Genomic DNA, 24666 nt, shown 5'->3' with positions numbered 1-24666 from the left:
TTTTGTTTATTCAGAATTAAATATAAAATAATTACAATTAATATATTATAATTTATAATTATATATGAATAGATATTTGAATTTTATTTATTAAAAAAATGATCTTTATTTTTTTAATAAATAAAAATTATCATTATTTCGAATTTTTTAATTTAATAAATAATTAAATAAAAAAATATAAATAACATAATATATTCGAATTCATTATTTTTATTAAAAAAATAAAAAAGGTTATTAATAAAGTTTATGATTATAAAAAAGAAAACAGAACAATATGTCATTAGAAGAAACAAAATAGAAGAATTAAAAAAATTAAATGTAGACCCTTTTCGTAATTATTTTGCTGTTAAAAACAATATTTTAGATATATTAAATAAATATGAATCTTGTAGTCATGATGAATTATCCGTAAAGGAGATTAAAGTTGATATCGCAGGTAGAATCGTTACTAATAGAAGCCAAGGAAAAGCAGGTTTTTTTCTTTTACAAAATTTTGATGATTCTATTCAAATTTATTTAAATAAAAAATTAGTTTCTGAAACAGCTTTTAATATTTATCAAAAAATAGATTTAGGTGATATTGTAGGAGTTACAGGTTGCTTATTCAAAACTAAAACGGGAGTATTAAGTGTAAAAGCTTTTAATTTAGTTCATTTAAGCAAAAGTTTAATGCCTTTGCCAGATAAATATAAAGGTTTAAAAGATAAAGAGTATATTAGAAAGAAAAGATATATTGATCTTATTATAAACTCTGAAACTAGAAAAAAATTTCTTATAAGAACAAAAATAATAAAAATGATTAGAAATTTTTTCGATAATAAAGGTTTTTTAGAAGTAGAAACACCTATCTTACATTCTGTTTTTGGTGGAGCAGCCGCTAAACCTTTTATCACTTATCATAATGCTTTAGAATCTAATTTTTATTTAAGAATAGCTACCGAAATACCATTAAAAAAATTAATAGTCGGTGGGATAAATGCTGTTTATGAAATAGGTAGAGTTTTTCGAAATGAAGGAATTGATGCTACTCATAATCCAGAATTTACAACAATAGAAGCATATTTAGCTTATTCAAATATGAAAGATCTTATGGAATTAATCGAATCTTGTTTAAAAGAGATTTGTATGGAAGTTTTAGGACGTTTAGAATTTGATTATCAAGAACATTCGATTAATTTTAATAAATTTGATAAATTTGATATGATTGATATAATCAAAACAAAAACAGGTATTGATTTTCGTCAAGAAATGACTTTAGAACAATGCCAAAAATTAGCTCAAGAAAATAATATTGAAGTAAAATCTTTTCATACTAAAGGTCATATTATAGTTTCTTTTTTTGAAGAATTTGTTGAAAAGAATTTAATTCAGCCAACTTTTATTTATAATTATCCTTATGAAGTAAGTCCTTTAGCACAAAAAAATATTGAAAATGAAGCATTAGTGGATAGATTTGAATTATTTATAGCTGGGAAAGAATTAGTTAATGCCTTTAGTGAGTTAAACGATCCTATAGAACAAGAAAAACGTTTTCAAGAACAATTAGCAGAAAGACAATTAGGAAATAGTGAAGCCGAAGAGTTAGATCAAGATTTTATCGAAGCTTTAGAATATGGAATGCCACCCGCAGGAGGCTTAGGTTTAGGAATAGATCGTTTGGTTATGTTGTTAACTAACACTTCTAATATTAGAGATGTGATTTTATTCCCACATTTCGCTAATAATACAAAAATCAAAAAAATAAAAGATATTTAAAATTCTTTTTATTTTGCAATTATCAAAAAAATTATTTCATTAGAGGTTCCAAAATGATAGGTGTTTTTTATCTTCAAAGTTTTTATAGTATTATGGAAAGTATTCCTTCATTAGAATCTCTAGTTAAAAAAGCAAAAGAAAATCAATATCAATTTTTAGCTTTAAGTGATCATGAAAATTTGCATGGAATGGTTAATTTTTTTGAACTTTGTCAAAAACACAAGATTAAACCCATCTTAGGAATGAAAATATTTTTATCTTTAAAAGAAATTATTGATCAAGATAAAAGAATTAATTTCTTAATTTATGCTCTAAATGATATAGGAATTAATAATTTAATTAAAATATCTAATTTAATCAAAATCAAACAAGAAAATATCACTTTAGAAATTTTAAAACAATTTCAAGAAGGTCTCTTTTTTGTTTTATCTAATATAGATTTCGAACTTTCTAATATAAATTATCCTATATTAATAGAACCAATTTTAACTCAATTAAAAAATAATTTAAATTTTTTCTTTGTTGGCTTGTCTTTACAATCACAAAATTTAGAAATGTTTGTTGATATTTTTTTACCTTTAATAAAAAAATTAAAAATTTTTGTAGTTCCAGCTCATAAAACTAATTTTTTGGAACCTGAACAAGAAGAAGGGCATAAATTATTATTGGAATTAAATAATCCTTGGAAATATTCACAAAATTCTTCAGATGAAAAGATGTCTTTTCAATTTTTGAATCTAAAAGAAATTCAAAATAAATATAATTATTATTATAATGATAGTGATTATCGAGAATGTTTTCTAGATTTAAATTCTTTCATGGATAAAATTCAATATAATAAACTTTTTCCTTCTGACATTGGACTTCCTATATGGAAAGATTCTTCTACAAAAAATTCTTTTGCATATTTAGAAGAAATAACAAATTCTTTTTTGAAACAAAAAATTTCTGTTTCTTCTTCTCAATTTCCTCTTTATTTAAAGAGATTACAAAAAGAATTAAAAATTATCAAAGATATGCATTATGAAGATTATTTTTTAATTGTTTTTGATATAGTAAGATATACAAGAGAAAAAAAAATTCTTTTAGGTTCTGGAAGAGGGTCGTCTCCTGGTTCTTTAGTTTGTTTTTGTTTAGGCATTACAGAGGCAGATCCTTTATATTATAATCTGCTTTTCGAAAGGTTTTTGAATCCTAAAAGAAATAAAAAACCAGATATTGATTTAGATTTTCCAGATGATAAAATAAATATTATTTTAAAATATATTTATGAAAAATATGGAGAAAATTATACGGCTAATATAATCACTTTTAACACTTTAACTACTAAATCTTTTGTTAGAAATGCTAATTATATTAATTATCTGAAAAAAAATCTAAAAGTTAATAAATCTGATCCGAAACAAATTAGAATTCTTTCTCAATTAAAAGGAATGCCTCAATTTACAGGAACACATCCAGCAGGTGTTATTATCAGTAATAAAAATTTATTAGAAAATATTCCAATTCAAAAAAATCCTCATGCTAACTCTCCTTTCAAATATCAAACTCAATTAGATGCTAATTATTTAGAAAAGATAGGTTTATCCAAAATAGATTTATTAAGTTTGAATAGTTTATCTTTAATTGATAAAATTTTAAAAGAAATCAACAAACAAAGAGAAGAAAAAATATCTTGGCAACAATTTCCTTTAAATGATTACCAAACTTATCAATTATTACAAAAAGGAGATACAGAATATATTTTTCAATTAGAATCTTCAGCGGCCAAACAGGTCTTAAGAAAAATTAAACCTCAAAATTTTGAAGATTTGAATGCTGTTTTAGCTTTGAATAGACCAGGTCAAATCAATTATATTAATGATTATTGTCGCAATAAACAGGCAGAAAAAAATTTTTTAATTGAAAAATCAGTTTATAATTATATAGAACATATTTTAAAAAATACATATGGAATTATTTTATATCAAGAACAAATAATGGAAATATCTGTTTCCTTTGCTGGTTATGATTTTGGCGAAGCAGAAATTTTCATGAAATATATCATTCAAAAAGTTATTTCAGATAATGACAAAAATTTAATTAAATCAGAATTTGTCAAACGCAGTCAACAAAAAGGTCATTCTGAACAATTAGCAAATCAAATTTATGATTATATTTTAAAATTTTCTAATTATAGTTTTAATAAAAGTCATAGTGTGTCTTATTCTTTAATTAGTTATCGTATGGCTTATTTGAAAACTCATTTTCTTGTTCCTTTTTTAACAGTTATTTTAAATGAAAATCAAAATATTTCTTATGATAAAGAAATGTTATTAAAAAAAATAAAAAACACAAATAAAATTAAAATTATTGCTCCTAATATTTTTATTAGTGGTGTAGATTATGAATTATCAAAAGAAAAACTTGTATTACCTTTGACTTTGATTAGAAATGTAAATAACGAAATAGCTTCATTTTTCATAAATGAAAGAATTAAGAAAAAATTTGTTAATTTTTTTGATTTTAAAAATAGATGCCAAAAGGTTTTAAATAATGATTTATTAAAAGATTTAGTTTTAGCAGGTGTTTTTGATGATTTTGGTTTAAATAAAAACACTTTATTAAATGAATCTAATTTAGATTATTTAGAACATGAACAATATTTGCTTTCTTTCAAAAAAGAAATTCTATTAGATGAATTACCAGAAGAATATTTAAAAAAAGAAATTTATAGAATTTTTGGTTTTAATTTAAATGTTGTTCTGAATTAATATATTATTTAAATATAATATATCAAAAATTATAGAAATAGGAAAATATCATTTATAATGAATTTATGTAAGAAATTAACTTTATTTTTCAAAGATAAAATTGTTCCTAATTGTTCTCGTAAAAATAAATATTTTCGTTTTTTAATTATTATTTTAGGTTTTATATTTTTTTATTTTACAGTCTCTTTTAATGTTGAAAATAGATCAATTTGGAAAGATAATAATGGATTTAAAGATGTTTCAGATATTTTTAAAGATAATACAAAAAAAATTGAACAACATCAAGATAAAAAAATAGATAATTCAGAAATAAGTGAACAAAGTTTTATTAATTTTAAAGGAATGTTTATCGGGATTATTATTTTTGTTGTTCTATTTGTTTTAAAAAAAGGATTTAACGGAATTAGCTTAGGAACTTTAGTAGGCGCTTGTATTGGCATTTGGATTTCGATCGGAATCCCTTCCATTGTTTATTTTTTAGAATTTGTTTTTTCTGGAAAAATATTTTTCAAAAATTAAAAAAATAAACTAATAGAAAAAGAAGAATTATTAAAAAATATTCTTCTTGAGGTTTTTATTCGTGAAAAGAACTTCTTTATATAAAATAATCGATACTTCTTTTTTTATTAGTATATCAATACTAATTGATATTTTTTTTTCAATTTTTCAAATAAAATTTTTTAAATTAACTTTAGTTGTTCTTTTTTTAGGAGGTTATTTTTTAGGTTTTTTAAATGGCTTGATTATTTGTATTTTTTATACTCTTTGGCATTTAATAAGAAGTTTTTATTCTTTCACAATTTTAGCCCAAAGTTTAAATTTTAATAATACTCAAATTTATTTTTCTATTTTTTTGGATTACATATTACCTAATTTAATTATTAGTCTTTCGGGATTCTGTTTTTATAAAAAAAATAATCAAAAAGAGTTTTTTTTGTTTTTTTTATTAATTAATTTTTTAAGAATGTTATCTACTTCTTTATCTAGTATTTTTATTTATAGAGAATCATTAAAAAAACATATTTCAGAACAAAATATTTTGATTTCAGCTTTATTATTCAATTTAACTCCTTTCATAACTAATTTGTTTATAGGAGGTTTTTGTGTTTTTTATTTAAAAAATCGATTAAAAGATATTTTTGATAAATAAATTTAAAATTTTAAATTACTTTTTTATCAAATTTAAATATTTTTATTTATTACCTTTATTAAATAAAAATTTTTCTTTTAGAATTACTTTTTTATATTATAATGAATATAGCGTTTATACAATAAATTTATGTTTTTAAATTTAAAAAAATTTTATAATATCTAAATTTTTTTAAGATAAGGAATTTGCGATCTTAAAATGTCTAATAAAAAAGAAAATTATTTCATTATTTTATATTATAATTATATTCATATCGAAGACCCTGAAAAATTCAAAGAAGAACATCGGAATTATTGTCAAAAATTAAATCTTTTAGGAAGAATTATTGTTTCTTCTGAAGGAATCAATGGTACTTTGTCAGGATTAAAAGAAGACATCGAAACATACATGGAAGATTTAAAAAAAATAAAAGGTTTCGAAAATATTGATTTTAAAATAGATACGCATCATAAACATGTATTTCCTAGGTTATCTATCAAAGTAAGAAAAGAAATAGTAGCTTTAAAATTGGATAAAGATTTATTTCCTGAAAGTAATTCTGATAGTTATTTAGAACCTAAAAAATTTTTTCAAGCGTTAAAAGAAGAAGATGTAGTTGTTTTAGATGTTCGAAACGATTATGAATATAATTTAGGTCATTTTAGGAATTCTATTAACCCTAACATTTCTAATTTTCGTGATTTTCCAGAATGGGTTGACAAAAATTTATCTTTTTTTAAAAATAAAAAAGTTTTAACTTATTGTACTGGTGGAGTTCGTTGTGAAAAAGCATCTCTTTTATTACGTTCTAAAGGATTAGATGAAGTTTATCAATTAAAAGGTGGTATTATTAAATATAGCCAAGAACCAGAAGTTCAGGGTCAATTATTTGATGGCCAAGTTTATGTTTTCGATCAAAGAATAGCCACTAAAGTTAACAAAAAAGAAAATATTATAGTAGGAAGAGATTTTTTCGATCAGAAACCTTGCGAAAGATATATCAATTGTGGTAATCCTAGTTGTAATAAACAAATTTTGTGCAGTGAAGAAAATGAAATTAAATATTTAGGTAGTTGTTCTTTAGAATGCAGTCTAAATAAAAATAATCGTTATTTATCGAAAAATAAAGAAAATTTAAATAAAACAGATTAATTTTCAATAATATTAAACGAATATATTAATTAATATTATTTAATTTATTAAGATAACTATGGATTTTTTGTATTTTATATTATATAATAATTTATATATTATATAGAAAAAATTCAATATCATTTGTTGTTTATTGTCTTTTTTTATTTATTTTTTCTGAATAAAACATTATTTACAAAAATTACTAAAATTATTAATTAGAAAGAATTATAGGTATTTATTTATGTTCGCTATTATTAAAGCTGGAAATAAACAATTAAAAATATGTGAAGGTCAAGAAATTTTTGTTGAAAAATTACCTCTTGAAGTAGATCAAAAACATGTTTTTGATCAAGTTTTAGCTATAGAAGATAATGAAAAAAATGAAAGCGTTTTAGGAACTCCATTTATAAATGGGGCTAAAATAGAAGCTAAAGTAATTAAACAGGGTAAAAATAAAAAAATTATTGTTTTCAAATATAAAAAAAAAAAGAAATATCGTTTAAAACAAGGTCATAGACAGTTATATACTAAATTGTTAATTACTAAAATTATTGTTTAAGTTCGATATGATCAAATATTTTTTTATTAAAGAAGATGAAAAAATAAAAAAAATAAGCATTAAAGGGCATGCTTTATATGCTCCTGAAAATCATGATATTGTTTGTGCTTCTGTTTCGACAGCTATCATAATAACTATAAATGCTATTGAAATTTTCGAATTACAATCAAATATTAATTATTCTTTAAAAAAAGGTTCTTTTTCTCTTCAATTATTAAAATTTGATTCTATAATTAATAAATTATTATTAAATTTAGAATATAACTTAAAAGATTTAAGTAAAAATTATCCTAAATATTTAAAAGAAATTAAAGATTGATTTATTAAAGAGGTATTTTATATAATGTTAAAATTAAATATTCAATTATTTGCTTCAAAAAAAGGTGTAGGTGCTACTCGTAATGGACGCGATTCTCATTCTAAAAGGTTAGGCGCTAAATTATCTGATGGGCAATATGCACATAAAGGGGCTATTATTTTCCGCCAAAGAGGAACTAAAATATTTCCTGGTGATAATGTAGGTATGGGCAAAGATCATACTTTATTCGCTTTAATTAGTGGTGTAGTTAAATACCAAATTAAAGGTAAAAATAAAAAACAAGTTTCTATGCAATTTGTCGAAAAAAAAGTTAATTAAAAAAATAATAAATGAATTTTATAGATGAAGCAATCAATTTCGTGAAAGCTGGTAACGGCGGAAACGGAATTGTTTCTTTTAGAAAAGAAAAATATGTTCCTTACGGAGGACCTTCAGGTGGTAACGGAGGCCATGGCGGTTCTGTTATTTTTGTAGGTGATTCAGGAATTAATACTTTATTTAAATTACAATATCAAAGAAAAATTACAGCTTCCAATGGCGAAAACGGTAAAAACAAAAACCAGAATGGATCTAAGGCCCTTGATTCTTTTATAAAAGTCCCCTTAGGGACGTTAATTTATAATAACGAAAATCAAGAATTTATTGGTGAAATTTTAGAAGATGGATACCAATTGGTTATTGCCAAGGGTGGTAAGGGCGGAAGAGGAAATTATTCTTTAGCTAATTCTAAAAATAAAATCCCTTCTTTTGCAGAAAAAGGAGATTTAGGAGAAAACTTAACTATTAGGACAGAATTAAAAGTTTTAGCTGATGTCGGTTTAATTGGTTTTCCTAATGTAGGCAAATCTTCTTTGATTTCTGCTATTTCTAATGTCAAATCTAAAGCAGCTTCTTATGCATTTACAACTTTAAAACCTTTTTTAGGGGTAGTTAGTGGAAAAGATTTTAGTTTTACAGTAGCTGATATTCCTGGTTTAATCAAAGATTCTCATTTAGGTCGTGGTATGGGAATTGATTTTCTAAAACATATTGAAAGGTGTAAAGTTTTAATACATATATGTAGCGCCGATCATAATGATGTTTACGAAAAATATTGTCAATTAAATGAAGAATTAAAAAAATACAATCCTAAAATTTTAGAAAAACCACAAATTATTTTGTTCAATAAAATAGATTTACCAGATGCTGAAGCTAAATTAGCTTCTTTTAAAAATAATTTAATTGATAAAGAAATCATCCCTTCTTCTGTTTGGAATCATTTTAATTTAGAAATTTTAATATACAAAATAAAAGATTTATTGATTGATTACCAAAATAACCAAAATCAAGATGATAAACATCTTCGTCAAAGTTATAAATTATTTACCTTAGAAGATGAAGATAAATTTAATATTTATAAAGATGAACAAAATTATTTTATAGTTAAAGGACCAAAAATAGAAAAATTATTTCATAGAACAGATTTGAATAATTACGAATCATTAAAAAAGTTTTCTTATTCATTGAAAAAAATAGGGATAGAGAAAGAATTAAAACAAAAAGGTATGAAAGATAAAGATAAAGTTAAAATTTGTGATTATGTCTTCGAATTAGTAAATGAAGAATTTTTTTACGAAAAATAAAATTCACAAAAAATACGATCATTATGAATCTATTTTGAGGCAAATCATTCTAGCATCTATATTATCTGCTTTATCTATTCTAATAAAAATTGTTTCTAATAAATACATTAAAGGTAAGATTTTCACAAAAACATTAGGATCAATTGTTTTTGTAGATTTTTTATGTTTCATTCCTTTGCTTATTATCCCTTTATATTCAAAAAAATATTTCGCTTTTATAGGAGCATTTTTATCAGAGGGTATTGCATTTTGGTATAGCGCACGTGCTAGTCGTTGGGTATATAATCCTATTTTAAGTTTAATTTATGGTTTGATTTGGGGTATTTTACCTGGTTTTATTTTAACTAAAAAAAAAGATTCTTTATTGAGAATTTATTTTTCTATAACTTTTATTTTTATTATGCATTTTATTTTTTATCAACTTCTTAGCATGGCTTGGATCAAATTTGTTTTTTTAGATAAAAATTATTCTTTAAATTTGAAAGCAAATGTTTTTGGTTTCAAGAGATTCGTCTTTTGGAATTTACTTATTAAATTTGTTTCTTTGTTTATATTATCTTTTATTATTGCCTTTATTTATAAAAGAGTCAAAAAAGAACTTTTATCATTATTTTAATTTTTAAATTATAATATTTTTTTAGATTGATATAAGTTATTTGTTTTTTATAATTTTCGATTTTTATAAAATAAAACTGTTTTAAATATTCTATAATAAATACTAAAAATAAATGTCAAAAAATAAAAAAAATTAAAATTTTTAAAAAAATTATTGATTTTTATAAATAAAAATAATTCAACGGCAAAAGTAACCCTTTTTTTATTTGTTAATAAAAAAAATAAAATATAACAAGACTACAATAATTTATATATAAAATTTTGTAGTCTTGTTTTTTAGTTCTTTTTTCTTTGTTTTTTTGTTTTTAAAAATTTAAAATTTTTTTTATTTTATATTGGATATTTATTTTTTTTGTGTTAGAATCAGAGCATAAAATTAATAATTTTAATTTTTAAATTTATTAATCTTTGAAAAGTTCTAAATTATCAAAAAACTACCCAAAAATAAAAATATATTTTTAAAAAAAATTAAGAGGTGTTCTAAATGCAAAAAATAGATGTATATTTTGAGAAAAACGGTACAACAGCAAGAGTAGAAAAAATTTTAAAAAAGAGATATGACGAAAATATAAAAGTTTTGTCATGTGGGTATAATTCAGAATGTAACAGGGATTGTATAACTAAATTTAAGAGAGATAAAAAGAACGAGAAAGAATATGCACCAATAGCTGTTTATTTTCGAGCAGTAAAAGTGGCAATAAGACCTGAAACAAAAGACGAAATTATGACATTAGAAAAGTTAAAAGAAAAAGCGGAGAGATACGATTCCTCACCATCAAAAATGATTATATTTTGGAAAAAAATATCCACAATTCCTCCGAGAAAAAACCCAAAATACGAAACAAAAAGTAATGGTGATATTTGTATATACATTGTTTAATATTTTAATTAACTATTTTAATTATTTTTTTTATAATGTATTTATTTTCTTTTTTTATAAATTTTAAATAAATACGTAAACTAATTGAATAAATATCTCTAAATTTATAAAAACCTGGATTAATTTTGATATAATTTTTAGCAAAAAAAATACGATGATTTAGTAAATTTTGTATATTTTTGACCATTATTTTTCGTTTTTTTTCATCATATTGAATATGATCATTTGAATATATAATATAATAATTTTTATGCAATTGTTGTTCTATTTCATGCGAACTTACACCTAATAAATAAGGAAATTTTTTTATTAAATTTTTTAAAATTTTTTTGTTAAGGTAAATTTTTCCAAATTCAAATTCAAATTCTTCTAATTTATCATATTTTACGATATTAGATATAGTTTCTATAGGTTTATTATTAAATAAATTGGATTTTATAACATTAGTATGAAATAAAAAATATAAAATGATTATAATAAAAAAAAAAAAAAATATGAATTTAATTTCATTTTTTAACCTATTCTATATGTTTTTATTATTTTATAATTAAATAAAAATAATGTCAATTATGTATACTTTTATTTTAGTTAAATTAAATTGAACATAAATTTAATTTAACTATACAAATAATAGCTTATTTGTTTTAATTTATTTTATAAAAAAACTTTTAATTCAAAAAAAAAAAAAAAACAAAATTAACATTAAAAATCAAACTCAAAAATTAAAATTTGAGTTTGATTTTTTTTATTTCCTAAACTCAAAAAATAAAAGAGAAAAAAAAAAAAAAATCAATTAATAAACAGGAAATAGGAAAGGCCTTATTTTAAAAGACTGGTTCAAATTTTTAAATATATTTGCAGTTGTTAAAATCAGATGACATGTATGTTAACAAGACATTGTTCTTTTTCAACATTTTTGTTGTATTATTATTTAATTTAACTGATATCATAGTTTCTTGTATACCCACTTGTGATTTGTCGTCATCATTTTCGATTTTAAATTTTTCATTTTGGTATTCACTGTTGTTTTTTTCTAATGTTTATACTGTTTTAATCACTTTTGATATTTTAACCCTCTTTTCTTGTTTAACTTTCTACATATAAAAGAAAAAAAGCCAAAATATGTATTTTTTAATAAATAATTTGGTTTCAAAATTTAGTTATTTTAAAAAGTTTTATTTTATTAAAGTAGGAACTCCTTATTTTATTTATCAATGATGCCTTAATATTTTTATACTCTCATCATATATTGGCTGTAAATCGTAAATTGTTTTTATTTTATGTTTAATATATCTTTTGAAAAATTGTAAAGTTTCACTATTTCCTAAGAGTTGTTTTTTTCTTTAATAATTAATTTTAATTTATCTATAAATTCTTTGCGTTCTTTTTTATTCAAAACGTATATTCTCCTTTTTTTTATTATAATTTTTAATAATATTACCTCCGTTTTTCTTTATTTGTATATATAATTTATTTTTTTATATAAAATAATAAAGGTCTTTTTGAATTAAAATTTAATTTTGTTATTGTATTCTTTTAATTTTGTTTTTTATTTTGTTTGTTATATAATGTAAGTATAAAAAGGTTTTTTTTATATCTTTCTAAATCCCTTTTTATAAAATAATAATACTTTCAAATACTTTTGTATTTGCATTAATCAATTATTTTATTCATCTTTAATTTTTGGTTCTTAAAAACGAGCGTGCGGGCTCGTTTTTTTGTTATATAGCTTTTTTTATTTTGTTATTTTTTTTGTATTGCTTAAAAAATCCTATTAGGATTTTTTTTATATAACAGCTTTTAATTTGTTTTAAAAATATAGATACATTGAATGTATCTATATTCTAATTCTTTTTATTAGCTTTATCAACTAATTATTGTCTTGGTGCACCTGGTGTATTATTGTTGTTATTTTGGTCTCTTAAACCAACATTAATGTCTTCTTGACGTGCTGTAATTTTATTTATTCCGTCTATTGTGTTGTCAAGTCGGTTGTTTGTTTCATTCGCGATTTTTTTCCCTGCTTCTGTGTCTGCGTCTGCTTTGTCTTTGTTGTCTTTTATGTCTTTAGCTTGTTTTGCTGCTGTTGCGTCTGTTTCTTTTTTGTTATCTTCTATTGTGTTTAGCTTGTTGTGCTGTGTTTGCGTCTGCTGTTTCTTTGTTGTCTTTTACGACTTCACCTAGTTTTGCTGTTTCTGTTGCTGCTGTTTCTTTGTTGTCTTTTATTTCTTTAGCTTGGCCTTCTTGTTCGCTTTTTATTCCGGTAATTTTTATGTCAATTTGACCTAAATGTTTGTTGTGTTCTTCTATTGCTGTGTCTTGTTTTTTTTGTTCTTCGTCTATAGCTTCCAACGCGTTGTTTGTTTTTTGTTCTGCTGCTTCCATACCGTTATTTATGGCTGTTATAATATAATCTAATTTTGAGATTTGTAATTTTGTATCTTCTTTTAATAAATCGCTTTTTGTATCTTGGCCTTCTACTTTTGTTTTTAATTCATCTATTTTTTTTATTTTTTCTGTTTGGCCGCTTACTGTTGTATTTAAATCAGTTAATTTTGTTGTTTGACCTTGCACTGTTGATTCTATTTCATTTAATTTTTTGATTTGGTTGTTTATATTTTGATTTTCTGTTTCTATATTTTCATTTATTTTTTTCTATAACGCCATTAAATGTTGTGTTTTGTTTATTTATATTTGTAGTTAATGAACTGATTTGTGAACCTTGTTCGTTTGCTGTTGCATTTAATGTATTTAATTGTTGATGCTTGGTTGTTTACTGTTGTATTTAAATTAGTTAATGTTGTGCCTTGGCCTTCTACTGTTTTAATTAATTTTGTTATTTTTGCGCTTAAATCTTCATCTGATTTTGTTGCTGTTTCATCTTGATTTTCTTTTTTGTCACTTTGTCCCGCTTCACTAAAATGGAACCAGTTGGAAAGTTAAAATAAGTCAACTATTTATTAAAAAAATAGTTTGACTTATTTTTTTTGTTTCGAAATAAGTCAAACTGAAAAAGGAGATTTCAAAAATGAATAAATATTTATATGGTTTAAAAGAAATCATTAATTTTTTAATTCAACAAAATTATTTTAAAATTCGTTTATTTAATCAAAAAACTAATTATAACGTGAATAACCAAACTTTATATCTTAATTATGCTGACCTTTATGAAATACTGGTAATTTTGAAAAAAATAAAAAGTCCACCTTTTAAAATTCAAATGAATTTACAAATGACTAAGAAATATACTTTTGATCTTCAAAAGAAAATTTTATATTTAAAACAAGAACCTGAAATAAATACAATGGTCGCTTTAAATGAAAAATTATATCAACAAGTTTTTGGAGAAGCACCTCAAGAAGATGGTTGGGATGATTTAATTGAAAGAAACCGAAAAAAACTTTTTGGAGAGATAATGATATCTGATGACAAAAACACAAAATAATCAAATCATTCTTTCTTATCAAGAAGAAATTAAAAATAAAATCAAAACTTCACTTGAATTAAAAGGTTGGGTTTATGGTAAAGATTATCATGAAGAAGATTTAATCACTATCGGAAAATATTTAAAAGCTAAAAAAGAAACACCTTTTGGTTATCAATTGATTTTAAAAAAGAAATCATATATGCAGATGTTTTATAAAGAGACAGATCAAATTATATTTTATCATTTTCAAAATAAGCTTCAAAAAATCCATTCTTTATTTAATCAAAGTTTGAATTTAGAAAAATTAAAAACGATGAATATAGCCAATTTTACAAATAACAAGATTATTAAAAAATATTGGAATTATTTCGAAAGTGAACAAACAAAACCTAGTTTATATCTTTATGGCGATTTTAATACTGGTAAAACATTTTTCTTTAAATTAATAATGCAATATTTTCTTAAAGAAAAAAAAGATTTTTTGTTTCTTTTCCTTCCAGATTTACCTAGACAATTTAAGCCAGGATGGTTTGATGAAGAATTAAATAACAAAATGGATCATTTAAGAAATATTCCTTATTTATTCTTAGATGATTTGGGAGCGGAAAATTTAAGCATTTATTTTCGCGATGATATTTTATATCCTCTTTTAAACGCTCGTCAAGAAAAAGGATTAATTACTTTTATTAGTAGTAATTTAAATCCTTCACAATTGTCAGAACATTTAAAAATTACTAATGATAATAATCAAATTCTAAAAGCCCTTCGTATCATTAATAAACTCAAAAAAATGTGCCAATTTTATAATTTAGATTTGACTCATAATAATTTAAATCAATCTCAAAAAGGAGTTTTAAAATGAAAATTAATTTAAAACAGAATAGTTGGGCCTGGTTTCAACATCGTAAAAATTTTGTGAACGCTTCTGAAATAGGAACCATTATGGGTCTCAATCCTTACGAAACCAAAGAAGACTTAATTAAAAAAAAATTATTTGGTAGTTCCTTTATTTCTAATCCCGCGATGGAACATGGTAAAAAAACCGAACCAAAAGCGAATTTATTTTTTTCAGTGAAAACAAAAATATTATATATATAAAAAAAGATAAAAAAGTGTCGTTAAAATAAAAAAAATTATTTTTTGATATTAGTTTAAAGATTTTTTTAAAAAATAAAAAAAGTATTTAAAGTTTTTGAATTTTGCAAAATAATAAAAAAACCAAACTTAATCTTTTAAGTTTGGTTTTTTTATATTTAAATTAGAAAAAAATTATTATTTTTCGTAATTAGCTTTAATAAATTCATTTAATAAACGTACTCCAAAACCTGTTCCCCATGAATTATTAATGGAATTAGGTTTCGTTCCCATAGCAGTTCCTGCGATATCTAAATGAGCCCATGGAGTATGATGTACAAAACGTTTTAAAAATTGAGCCGCCGTAATGGAACTAGCGTAACGACCTGCGGAGTTTTTCATATCAGCGTTTTTACTATTAATTAAACAATCATATTCTTTACTTAAAGGCATTGGCCACAATTTTTCTCCTGTTTTTTTACCAGCGTCTAATAATTGTTGAGTTAATTTAGTTTCATTAGAGAAAAGACCAGCATGCTCTTGACCTAAAGCTACTAAAATAGCTCCTGTCAAAGTAGCTAAATCAATCATTAATTTAGGTTTTAAAATAGTTTCGCAATACCATAAAGCGTCGGCTAAAACCATTCTTCCTTCGGCATCTGTGTTAATAACTTCAATAGTTTGGCCTGACATGGAAACTACAATGTCTCCTGGTCTTTGAGCGGTAGAACTAGGGGTATTTTCAACTAACCCAATCACTCCGACAACATTAACTTTAGCTTGACGAGTAGCTAAAAGACGCATTAAACCAACTACTGTAGCAGCTCCGCCCATATCAGCTTTCATATCTTCCATTCCTAAAGATGATTTGATAGAAATTCCACCAGTATCAAAAACTACTCCTTTTCCTATAAAAGCTAAAGGAGTTTCTTCTTTCTGACCGCCTTCCCAACGCATGATTACTAAAAAAGGAGGTCTGGAAGAACCTTGAGAAACAGCTAAAAGCGATCTCATGCCTAAATCAGTCATCGCTTTTTTATCTAAAACTTCTACTATAATTCCTAAATCTTTTAATTTTTGAGCTTGATCTAAAAATTCTTCTGTTCCTAAAACATTAGCTGGTTCATTGACTAAATCACGACTTAAATGAACCCCTTCCGCAACCGCTTTAGCTTCTTGTAAAACTTTTTGGTAATTATCCGCTTCTTGATTTACTATGTGAATAAAAACTTTTTCGTTATCTTCTGTTTTTTTCGTTAAATAACGATCAAAAGTATAATTTTTTAACATAAAACCTATTAAAAAATCTTTTACTTGATCACGATCAACAGATTTTTCTTCTAAATCTAAAAAAATAACTACTTTTTTAGCTTTTTTTACTAAATCAAAAACTTTACCACCTGTATTAACCCAAAAATCATTTTTTTGAGAAGATACATCACCTAAACCCAAAATATTAAGTCGATCGAAAGAGGAACCATGAGGTACTAAGAGTTCTATTTTTTGATTTTCTTCCCCTTTAAAACCTTCTAAAGACATCACCTTTAAAATAGTTTGTTGTGGGTCTACTTCTTTTAAACCAAAAGGTTTTTTATTTTGAGTTGTTTTTAATAAAATAGCTACATCTCCATTTAAAATTGGTTCTTTTGAAAAAGAAAAATTTATATTCATTTTTTATATCTCTTCTTTCTTTATTTTATTATATATTTAGAGTTCAAAAATATTTATTTTAAATATAGTATTATTCTACATATTTTTTATAATAACATATTATTTAAATTCAATCAAAAGATTTATTTTCATATTTAAAAGATATTTTGGAAATGTATTATCTTAAGATGAACGCAAATTATTGAAGTTAAATTTTAATTTAAATAAAATTAATTTTATTTATCTTTCTTTTCTATTTTTTTTACAAATTAAAATAAAATTATTTATTTTATTATAACTATTGTAAATAGAAACTAAAAATAAGAATTTTAAATACAAACATATAAGTATTTTATCATTTTTTAATATTTTTGTTTTGTTAAAAATTAAGATTTAAAATTTATTTTTTTGATAATTTTTTTTATTTAATTAGATTATATTTTTGAGATAAAATAAAAAAACCAAATTGTTTATTTTTTATAAACGATTTGGTTTTAAATTTTGGTTTTTTTATTTTTTAATGATATATTTTATCATTTATAATATGTTTTTTAAAAATTAAAAATTTAAAAATAAAAAAGACTTAAAAGTCTTTTTTATTTAGATGCTTGGTTTTTTTTGCGAATGGCAAATATGACTGATATAATCACAATTATTGAAATTGTTAATGTTATCCAGAACCATGGTTCTTTATAAACTGGTTTATCTTCTTTTGTTTGTGGTTGTGGTTGAACAGTAAATTGAACTTCTACTTCACCTTTATAACTATCAGATGTAATTTTAGCTTTTGTATCTTCTATTGATGTAGCTTGAATATTTTTGTTTTGTAAATTAGCATTTTGTTGTTTAACTTTAGCTTCAATAGTTGATTTTTCTTTATCTACAATTTCACCTAAGTTTGTATTTTTTAAATCAGTAGATAATTCTGGTTGAACAGTAAATTGAACTTCTACTTCACCTTTATAACTATCAGATGTAATTTTAGCTTTTGTATCTTCTATTGATGTAGCTTGAATATTTTTGTTTTGTAAATTAGCATTTTGTTGTTTAACTTTAGCTTCAATAGTTGATTTTTCTTTATCTACAATTTCACCTAAGTTTGTATTTTTTAAATCAGTAGATAATTCTGGTTGAACAGTAAATTGAACTTCTACTTCACCTTTATAACTATCAGATGTAATTTTAGCTTTTGTATCTTCTATTGATGTAGCTTGAATATTTTTGTTTTGTAAATTAGCATTTTGTTGTTTAACTTTAGCTTCAATAGTTGATTTTTCTTTATCTACAATTTCACCTAAGTTTGTATTTTTTAAATCAGTAGATAATTCTGGTCGAACAGTAAATTGAACTTCTACTTCACCTTTATAACTATCAGATGTAATTTTAGCTTTTGTATCTTCTATTGATGTAGCTTGAATATTTTTGTTTTGTAAATTAGCATTTTGTTGTTTAACTTTAGCTTCAATAGTTGATTTTTCTTTATCTACAATTTCACCTAAGTTTGTATTTTTTAAATCAGTAGATAATTCTGGTTGAACAGTAAATTGAACTTCTACTTCACCTTTATAACTATCAGATGTAATTTTAGCTTTTGTATCTTTTATTGATGTAGCTTGAATATTTTTGTTTTGTAAATTAGCATTTTGTTGTTTAACTTTAGCTTCAATAGTTGATTTTTCTTTATCTACAATTTCACCTAAGTTTGTATTTTTTAAATCAGTAGATAATTCTGGTTGAACAGTAAATTGAACTTCTACTTCACCTTTATAACTATCAGATGTAATTTTAGCTTTTGTATCTTCTATTGATGTAGCTTGAATATTTTTGTTTTGTAAATTAGCATTTTGTTGTTTAACTTTAGCTTCAATAGTTGATTTTTCTTTATCTACAATTTCACCTAAGTTTGTATTTTTTAAATCAGTAGATAATTCTGGTTGAACAGTAAATTGAACTTCTACTTCACCTTTATAACTATCAGATGTAATTTTAGCTTTTGTATCTTTTATTGATGTAGCTTGAATATTTTTGTTTTGTAAATTAGCATTTTGTTGTTTAACTTTAGCTTCAATAGTTGATTTTTCTTTATCTACAATTTCACCTAAGTTTGTATTTTTTAAATCAGTAGATAATTCTGGTCGAACAGTAAATTGAACTTCTACTTCACCTTTATAACTATCAGATGTAATTTTAGCTTTTGTATCTTTTATTGATGTAGCTTGAATATTTTTGTTTTGTAAATTAGCATTTTGTTGTTTAACTTTAGCTTCAATAGTTGATTTTTCTTTATCTACAATTTCACCTAAGTTTGTATTTTTTAAATCAGTAGATAATTCTGGTTGAACAGTAAATTGAACTTCTACTTCACCTTTATAACTATCAGATGTAATTTTAGCTTTTGTATCTTCTATTGATGTAGCTTGAATATTTTTGTTTTGTAAATTAGCATTTTGTTGTTTAACTTTAGCTTCAATAGTTGATTTTTCTTTATCTACAATTTCACCTAAGTTTGTATTTTTTAAATCAGTAGATAATTCTGGTCGAACAGTAAATTGAACTTCTACTTCACCTTTATAACTATCAGATGTAATTTTAGCTTTTGTATCTTTTATTGATGTAGCTTGAATATTTTTGTTTTGTAAATTAGCATTTTGTTGTTTAACTTTAGCTTCAATAGTTGATTTTTCTTTATCTACAATTTCACCTAAGTTTGTATTTTTTAAATCAGTAGATAATTCTGGTTGAACAGTAAATTGAACTTCTACTTCACCTTTATAACTATCAGATGTAATTTTAGCTTTTGTATCTTCTATTGATGTAGCTTGAATATTTTTGTTTTGTAAATTAGCATTTTGTTGTTTAACTTTAGCTTCAATAGTTGATTTTTCTTTATCTACAATTTCACCTAAGTTTGTATTTTTTAAATCAGTAGATAATTCTGGTTGAACAGTAAATTGAACTTCTACTTCACCTTTATAACTATCAGATGTAATTTTAGCTTTTGTATCTTTTATTGATGTAGCTTGAATATTTTTGTTTTGTAAATTAGCATTTTGTTGTTTAACTTTAGCTTCAATAGTTGATTTTTCTTTATCTACAATTTCACCTAAGTTTGTATTTTTTAAATCAGTAGATAATTCTGGTCGAACAGTAAATTGAACTTCTACTTCACCTTTATAACTATCAGATGTAATTTTAGCTTTTGTATCTTCTATTGATGTAGCTTGAATATTTTTGTTTTGTAAATTAGCATTTTGTTGTTTAACTTTAGCTTCAATAGTTGATTTTTCTTTATCTACAATTTCACCTAAGTTTGTATTTTTTAAATCAGTAGATAATTCTGGTTGAACAGTAAATTGAACTTCTACTTCACCTTTATAACTATCAGATGTAATTTTAGCTTTTGTATCTTTTATTGATGTAGCTTGAATATTTTTGTTTTGTAAATTAGCATTTTGTTGTTTAACTTTAGCTTCAATAGTTGATTTTTCTTTATCTACAATTTCACCTAAGTTTGTATTTTTTAAATCAGTAGATAATTCTGGTTGAACAGTAAATTGAACTTCTACTTCACCTTTATAACTATCAGATGTAATTTTAGCTTTTGTATCTTCTATTGATGTAGCTTGAATATTTTTGTTTTGTAAATTAGCATTTTGTTGTTTAACTTTAGCTTCAATAGTTGATTTTTCTTTATCTACAATTTCACCTAAGTTTGTATTTTTTAAATCAGTAGATAATTCTGGTTGAACAGTAAATTGAACTTCTACTTCACCTTTATAACTATCAGATGTAATTTTAGCTTTTGTATCTTTTATTGATGTAGCTTGAATATTTTTGTTTTGTAAATTAGCATTTTGTTGTTTAACTTTAGCTTCAATAGTTGATTTTTCTTTATCTACAATTTCACCTAAGTTTGTATTTTTTAAATCAGTAGATAATTCTGGTCGAACAGTAAATTGAACTTCTACTTCACCTTTATAACTATCAGATGTAATTTTAGCTTTTGTATCTTTTATTGATGTAGCTTGAATATTTTTGTTTTGTAAATTAGCATTTTGTTGTTTAACTTTAGCTTCAATAGTTGATTTTTCTTTATCTACAATTTCACCTAAGTTTGTATTTTTTAAATCAGTAGATAATTCTGGTTGAACAGTAAATTGAACTTCTACTTCACCTTTATAACTATCAGATGTAATTTTAGCTTTTGTATCTTTTATTGATGTAGCTTGAATATTTTTGTTTTGTAAATTAGCATTTTGTTGTTTAACTTTAGCTTCAATAGTTGATTTTTCTTTATCTACAATTTCACCTAAGTTTGTATTTTTTAAATCAGTAGATAATTCTGGTTGAACAGTAAATTGAACTTCTACTTCACCTTTATAACTATCAGATGTAATTTTAGCTTTTGTATCTTTTATTGATGTAGCTTGAATATTTTTGTTTTGTAAATTAGCATTTTGTTGTTTAACTTTAGCTTCAATAGTTGATTTTTCTTTATCTACAATTTCACCTAAGTTTGTATTTTTTAAATCAGTAGATAATTCTGGTCGAACAGTAAATTGAACTTCTACTTCACCTTTATAACTATCAGATGTAATTTTAGCTTTTGTATCTTCTATTGATGTAGCTTGAATATTTTTGTTTTGTAAATTAGCATTTTGTTGTTTAACTTTAGCTTCAATAGTTGATTTTTCTTTATCTACAATTTCACCTAAGTTTGTATTTTTTAAATCAGTAGATAATTCTGGTTGAGTAGGTGAAGGTGGTACATAATAAGGTGCTTTTATTTTTAATTGGCTTGTTTCTGATGTCTTGCGTGCCTCTTCTGTTGTTTTTATATTGTTTATATAATCTTGCGTTGGACCCGCTTGCGTTGAATCTTGCGTTGGACCCGCTTGCGTTGAATCTTGCGTTGGATCCGCTTGCGTTGAATCTTGCGTTGGATCCGCCTGGATATTTATTAAATTATTAAAAAAACAATATCCTAATGTAAAAAATATAATGATAATCGCGTGGAATGTCCGAAAACATATTTTTTTTGTTTGAAGTTTCATATTTTGGTTTTAATACCTTTCTTAATTTCTATTTAAGTTAAAAAAAATTTTAACTTTTAAAATAATAATTTTAAATTTTATTTTAATACCTTTCTTAATTTCTATTTAAGTTAAAAAAAATTTTAACTTTTAAAATAATAATTTTAAATTTTATTTTATTATTTCATGTAAAAATTTTAAACAAAAAAAAAAAAAAACAATTTATATATGCTTTTTAAATAATAATTTTGAATTTTTTTTAATCTTATCTTATGTCAAAGAAAAAATTCAAATCATTATAAAATTTATAAATATGAAAAAAATAAAGATTATAAATATTATTATCAATGTATTTTGTTCTTGTTTTTTTGTATTGTTAGTCGATGATTATGTAGCGTAATGTCATAGGTAATTTAAACAATTTTAATTTTTAAGAGTTTAACTTTGAAACTTAAACTCTATTTTTTTACTTAAATTAAGGATATTTTTTATATATTGTGCTAAATAAAAATAAAAAAAGTTGTTTCAAATGATGTTTATATTTTAGAAGAAAAAAATATTTAGAAATTAAACAAAGTAAATCTATTTATTTTTCAAAAAAGAACTTGTGATTCTACACTTGTTATCGTTTTTATTTCCTGTTATTGCTAATTTTTTTAAAATGCAGAAACTAAATAAATATAAGAATCATCATCAAATTATTATTTAAAAAACATATATAAAAACATATATGAGTTGTTTTTCGAATCCCTTATCAAGCTTAAAAAAATGAAATAATCAAAATAAATACTAAAAATAAAACTCAAAAATAAAATTTGAGTTTTATTTTTTTTATTTTCAAAACTCGTTTCTACACATATATTTATTTTTAATTAGGTTTTTAGATTTCATTCATGTCTTTCTTTTAATTTTATTTTTGTTTAAAAATTGTTATTGATTATTACTAATTTTCAAGAGATGATAAAAATTTTTGTTTGGAATGGTTCATGAACATTTAACAACCCCGATTAAATAACGCTTTGAAATTGTTCCCATATGCTATTTCGCGGTCTTGGTTGTTATAATAAAAACTTTCTAATGCATTATATATGTAATTTTGCATGTTTTGCCTCTTTCTTATTTAATTTATTTTTTTAACGCGTATTTTTTATTTTCCTACGCGTGTTTTATCTTTTTTAACACATAAAATATGTTTAATCTTGGTTTTATGGGCGTTTTTATCTTTTTAGTTCTATTTTAGTTGTTTAACTGTGTTTTAGTTATGTTTTAGCTGTGTTTATTTGTATTTTAGTTGTGTTTGAGCTGTTTCCTTTTTTTAAACAAATTTAATTTTTAAAATGACTCTTTAAGACTAAAAATTAATAGATAATTTCCTATCTTTTCAAACTAAGGAAATATTTTGTTGAATTAAAAAGTGTCTAAACTTTTTTTGATAATTCTTTAGTTTCAAAAGATATTTTTTTAATATTTTAACCCTTCACTATATAGTTAGGTAAAAAAAGTTAAAAACTCGTCAACAAAATGAAAGAAAATGATATTTTTTTTAAATTTTACTATTTTTAGGTAAAAAAAGCGCACTAAAGTAACCTTTTTCAAGGTTATATTATTTTATGTTCATTCAACTAAAAATTTATCTTAGTTTTTGAATATATTGAGATGGAGTTGAATGGTTTAATTTACTTAAAATCCACTTATTATTCCAAAATTTAGGAAAATGATTAATTAATTTTTTCATTTTATCAGGAGATTTTTGAAATAAAAAAGGATTTTGATGTTGTAAAATTGTTTTCATTTGGCCGAAAAAGTTTTCAATGATGGCGTTATCACGAGGGGTAGCTTTTCTTGACATGCTGATTAAAAAACCTTTTTTTGTTAAAGTTTGTTGAATTTTGAGCGATTGATAAACTTTTCCTTGATCGGAGTGAATGATACAAGGTTCTTTTAATTTTGGAAGTTTTTTAATAGTATTTAAAACTAAATCTTTATTTTGTTGGTTTGAAACATGTGAAGCAATTATTTGGTTGTTAAAAGAGTCGATAATACAAGAAAAATAGAGAAAACCTTGATTCGTTTTGAAATAAGTGATGTCAGTAAAGAGTTTTTGGAGGGGTTTGGTGGCCATAAAATCTTGATTGATTAAATTAGGAATTATTTGGAGATTATTTTTTAAATTATGGTAAGTAAAATTTTTTTTGATTCTTAAACGACAACTAATGTCGTTTTTTTTCATGATGAGATAAACTTTTTTCTTGGTGATGAATTCGTTAAAGATTTTTTGGTATAAATCAGTGATTTTCCGATGACCGTAAAAATATTGATAATGGAAACATAAAGCTTTAATCCGTTTTTGTTGTAACAGGTATTTTTCTTCTTTTTCTTTTAGTTTAGCTTTTATTTTCAACCAATAATAATAAGTACTTCTTTTAATTTGAATTGTTTTTAAAATGGTGGTTAAATTCAGGGTTTGATTGAATTGCTTAACTAAATGAAAAACCATTTTTTTATCAATTTTTTTAATTTTTTCAATCATTTTTTGTAATAATTTAATTTTTTGTTTTAATTTTTGCATCTTAATACCAATTATCTTTATAAATTATTTTAAATATATCAACTATTATAACTCTAAATAAGCGCTTCAGCGCGTGCATCTTTTTGTTTCATAGATAATAATCAATACTTGGGAAGGCAATTAATTTAAAAATTAAAGTTGATTTAA

Annotated in this window: 20 protein-coding genes; 15 read left to right on the top strand and 5 right to left on the bottom strand. The window is 23.0% G+C overall.

The annotated features are described in order from the left end of the window. The first annotated feature begins 246 nt into the window (after positions 1–246). The 9 genes from lysS to obgE all read left to right on the top strand — a co-directional run bounded on the left by lysS (position 247) and on the right by obgE (position 9271). Positions 247–1755, top strand: a complete 1509-nt coding sequence (gene lysS, locus CWO85_RS03230; protein ID WP_121464186.1) for a lysine--tRNA ligase — start codon at positions 247–249, stop codon at positions 1753–1755. Positions 1756–1808: 53 nt separating this feature from the next. Then, positions 1809–4508, top strand: coding sequence for a PHP domain-containing protein (locus CWO85_RS03225; RefSeq protein WP_121464185.1), 2700 nt, complete (start codon positions 1809–1811; stop codon positions 4506–4508). 57 nt (positions 4509–4565) lie between these two features. Further along, positions 4566–5027: a hypothetical protein gene (locus tag CWO85_RS03220; protein WP_121464184.1), complete on the top strand. Its 462-nt coding sequence runs from the start codon at positions 4566–4568 to the stop codon at positions 5025–5027. A gap of 61 nt (positions 5028–5088) precedes the next feature. Further along, entirely contained in the window at positions 5089–5658 is a 570-nt protein-coding gene (locus tag CWO85_RS03215) for a hypothetical protein (protein ID WP_121464183.1), read from the top strand. Positions 5659–5856: 198 nt separating this feature from the next. Beyond that, positions 5857–6789 carry an oxygen-dependent tRNA uridine(34) hydroxylase TrhO gene (trhO, locus tag CWO85_RS03210; protein ID WP_121464182.1) on the top strand — a complete coding sequence of 311 codons (933 nt, stop codon included), beginning with the start codon at positions 5857–5859 and terminating at the stop codon, positions 6787–6789. Positions 6790–7012: 223 nt separating this feature from the next. Then, positions 7013–7330, top strand: a complete 318-nt coding sequence (gene rplU / locus CWO85_RS03205) for a 50S ribosomal protein L21 (protein WP_121464181.1) — start codon at positions 7013–7015, stop codon at positions 7328–7330. A 7-nt stretch (positions 7331–7337) separates the two neighbouring features. After that, entirely contained in the window at positions 7338–7649 is a 312-nt protein-coding gene (locus CWO85_RS03200) for a ribosomal-processing cysteine protease Prp (protein ID WP_121464180.1), read from the top strand. Between the two features lie 24 nt (positions 7650–7673). Next, a complete protein-coding gene (gene rpmA / locus CWO85_RS03195) occupies positions 7674–7967 on the top strand; it encodes a 50S ribosomal protein L27 (protein WP_121464179.1) in 294 nt (97 codons plus the stop codon). Between the two features lie 11 nt (positions 7968–7978). Beyond that, positions 7979–9271 carry a GTPase ObgE gene (gene obgE / locus CWO85_RS03190; protein WP_121464178.1) on the top strand — a complete coding sequence of 431 codons (1293 nt, stop codon included), beginning with the start codon at positions 7979–7981 and terminating at the stop codon, positions 9269–9271. 21 nt (positions 9272–9292) lie between these two features. On the opposite strand, the gene CWO85_RS03665 is transcribed toward obgE, so the two are convergent. After that, the gene (locus CWO85_RS03665; RefSeq protein WP_161554992.1) at positions 9293–9442 is read right to left on the bottom strand and encodes a hypothetical protein; all 150 of its coding nucleotides are present in this window, start codon (positions 9440–9442) and stop codon (positions 9293–9295) included. Positions 9443–9446: 4 nt separating this feature from the next. Here CWO85_RS03665 and CWO85_RS03185 point away from each other — a divergent pair, with 4 nt between their 5' ends. Further along, a complete protein-coding gene (locus tag CWO85_RS03185) occupies positions 9447–9887 on the top strand; it encodes a hypothetical protein (protein WP_152031109.1) in 441 nt (146 codons plus the stop codon). A 483-nt stretch (positions 9888–10370) separates the two neighbouring features. Further along, complete coding sequence (locus CWO85_RS03180; protein ID WP_121464176.1) at positions 10371–10766, top strand: hypothetical protein; 396 nt, start codon at positions 10371–10373, stop codon at positions 10764–10766. 2106 nt (positions 10767–12872) lie between these two features. Here CWO85_RS03180 and CWO85_RS03170 read toward each other — a convergent pair. Further along, positions 12873–13340: a hypothetical protein gene (locus tag CWO85_RS03170; protein WP_121464174.1), complete on the bottom strand. Its 468-nt coding sequence runs from the start codon at positions 13338–13340 to the stop codon at positions 12873–12875. Between the two features lie 171 nt (positions 13341–13511). On the opposite strand from CWO85_RS03170, the gene CWO85_RS03660 reads away from it, so the two are divergent. The 4 genes from CWO85_RS03660 to CWO85_RS03155 all read left to right on the top strand — a co-directional run bounded on the left by CWO85_RS03660 (position 13512) and on the right by CWO85_RS03155 (position 15291). Then, positions 13512–13652, top strand: coding sequence for a hypothetical protein (locus CWO85_RS03660; protein WP_161554991.1), 141 nt, complete (start codon positions 13512–13514; stop codon positions 13650–13652). Between the two features lie 142 nt (positions 13653–13794). After that, complete coding sequence (locus CWO85_RS03165) at positions 13795–14211, top strand: hypothetical protein (RefSeq protein ID WP_121463891.1); 417 nt, start codon at positions 13795–13797, stop codon at positions 14209–14211. After that, positions 14192–15055 carry an ATP-binding protein gene (locus CWO85_RS03160; protein WP_121463890.1) on the top strand — a complete coding sequence of 288 codons (864 nt, stop codon included), beginning with the start codon at positions 14192–14194 and terminating at the stop codon, positions 15053–15055. The genes CWO85_RS03165 and CWO85_RS03160 overlap by 20 nt, the downstream gene beginning before the upstream one ends. After that, entirely contained in the window at positions 15052–15291 is a 240-nt protein-coding gene (locus tag CWO85_RS03155; protein ID WP_236628360.1) for a lambda-exonuclease family protein, read from the top strand. Before CWO85_RS03160 ends, CWO85_RS03155 begins: the two co-directional genes overlap by 4 nt. Positions 15292–15465: 174 nt before the next feature. Here the strand turns inward: CWO85_RS03155 and CWO85_RS03150 are convergent, their stop codons facing one another. The 3 genes from CWO85_RS03150 to CWO85_RS03140 form a co-directional block, all read right to left on the bottom strand. Further along, entirely contained in the window at positions 15466–16938 is a 1473-nt protein-coding gene (locus CWO85_RS03150; protein WP_121464173.1) for a leucyl aminopeptidase, read from the bottom strand. Positions 16939–17513: 575 nt separating this feature from the next. Beyond that, a complete protein-coding gene (locus CWO85_RS03145) occupies positions 17514–21971 on the bottom strand; it encodes a hypothetical protein (protein WP_121464172.1) in 4458 nt (1485 codons plus the stop codon). Between the two features lie 1609 nt (positions 21972–23580). Beyond that, positions 23581–24519, bottom strand: coding sequence for an IS3 family transposase (locus CWO85_RS03140; RefSeq protein WP_121463834.1), 939 nt, complete (start codon positions 24517–24519; stop codon positions 23581–23583). Positions 24520–24666: the final 147 nt, after the last annotated feature.

Source organism: Candidatus Phytoplasma ziziphi, assembly GCF_003640545.1.
Classification (GTDB): domain Bacteria; phylum Bacillota_I; class Bacilli_A; order Acholeplasmatales; family Acholeplasmataceae; genus Phytoplasma; species Phytoplasma ziziphi.
Note: the sequence above shows the minus strand (reverse complement) of the source record. Positions and strands in the feature narration are given on the sequence as shown.

Coding starts and splice junctions, on each gene's coding strand:
- lysS (WP_121464186.1), top strand. CDS start 247: ATGATTATAAAAAAGAAAACAGAACAATATGTCATTAGAAGAAACAAA.
- CWO85_RS03225 (WP_121464185.1), top strand. CDS start 1,809: ATGATAGGTGTTTTTTATCTTCAAAGTTTTTATAGTATTATGGAAAGT.
- CWO85_RS03220 (WP_121464184.1), top strand. CDS start 4,566: ATGAATTTATGTAAGAAATTAACTTTATTTTTCAAAGATAAAATTGTT.
- trhO (WP_121464182.1), top strand. CDS start 5,857: ATGTCTAATAAAAAAGAAAATTATTTCATTATTTTATATTATAATTAT.
- rplU (WP_121464181.1), top strand. CDS start 7,013: ATGTTCGCTATTATTAAAGCTGGAAATAAACAATTAAAAATATGTGAA.
- CWO85_RS03200 (WP_121464180.1), top strand. CDS start 7,338: ATGATCAAATATTTTTTTATTAAAGAAGATGAAAAAATAAAAAAAATA.
- rpmA (WP_121464179.1), top strand. CDS start 7,674: ATGTTAAAATTAAATATTCAATTATTTGCTTCAAAAAAAGGTGTAGGT.
- obgE (WP_121464178.1), top strand. CDS start 7,979: ATGAATTTTATAGATGAAGCAATCAATTTCGTGAAAGCTGGTAACGGC.
- CWO85_RS03665 (WP_161554992.1), bottom strand. CDS start 9,442: ATGAAACATAAAAAATCTACAAAAACAATTGATCCTAATGTTTTTGTG.
- CWO85_RS03180 (WP_121464176.1), top strand. CDS start 10,371: ATGCAAAAAATAGATGTATATTTTGAGAAAAACGGTACAACAGCAAGA.
- CWO85_RS03660 (WP_161554991.1), top strand. CDS start 13,512: ATGTATTTAATTGTTGATGCTTGGTTGTTTACTGTTGTATTTAAATTA.
- CWO85_RS03165 (WP_121463891.1), top strand. CDS start 13,795: ATGAATAAATATTTATATGGTTTAAAAGAAATCATTAATTTTTTAATT.
- CWO85_RS03160 (WP_121463890.1), top strand. CDS start 14,192: ATGACAAAAACACAAAATAATCAAATCATTCTTTCTTATCAAGAAGAA.
- CWO85_RS03155 (WP_236628360.1), top strand. CDS start 15,052: ATGAAAATTAATTTAAAACAGAATAGTTGGGCCTGGTTTCAACATCGT.
- CWO85_RS03150 (WP_121464173.1), bottom strand. CDS start 16,938: ATGAATATAAATTTTTCTTTTTCAAAAGAACCAATTTTAAATGGAGAT.
- CWO85_RS03145 (WP_121464172.1), bottom strand. CDS start 21,971: ATGAAACTTCAAACAAAAAAAATATGTTTTCGGACATTCCACGCGATT.
- CWO85_RS03140 (WP_121463834.1), bottom strand. CDS start 24,519: ATGCAAAAATTAAAACAAAAAATTAAATTATTACAAAAAATGATTGAA.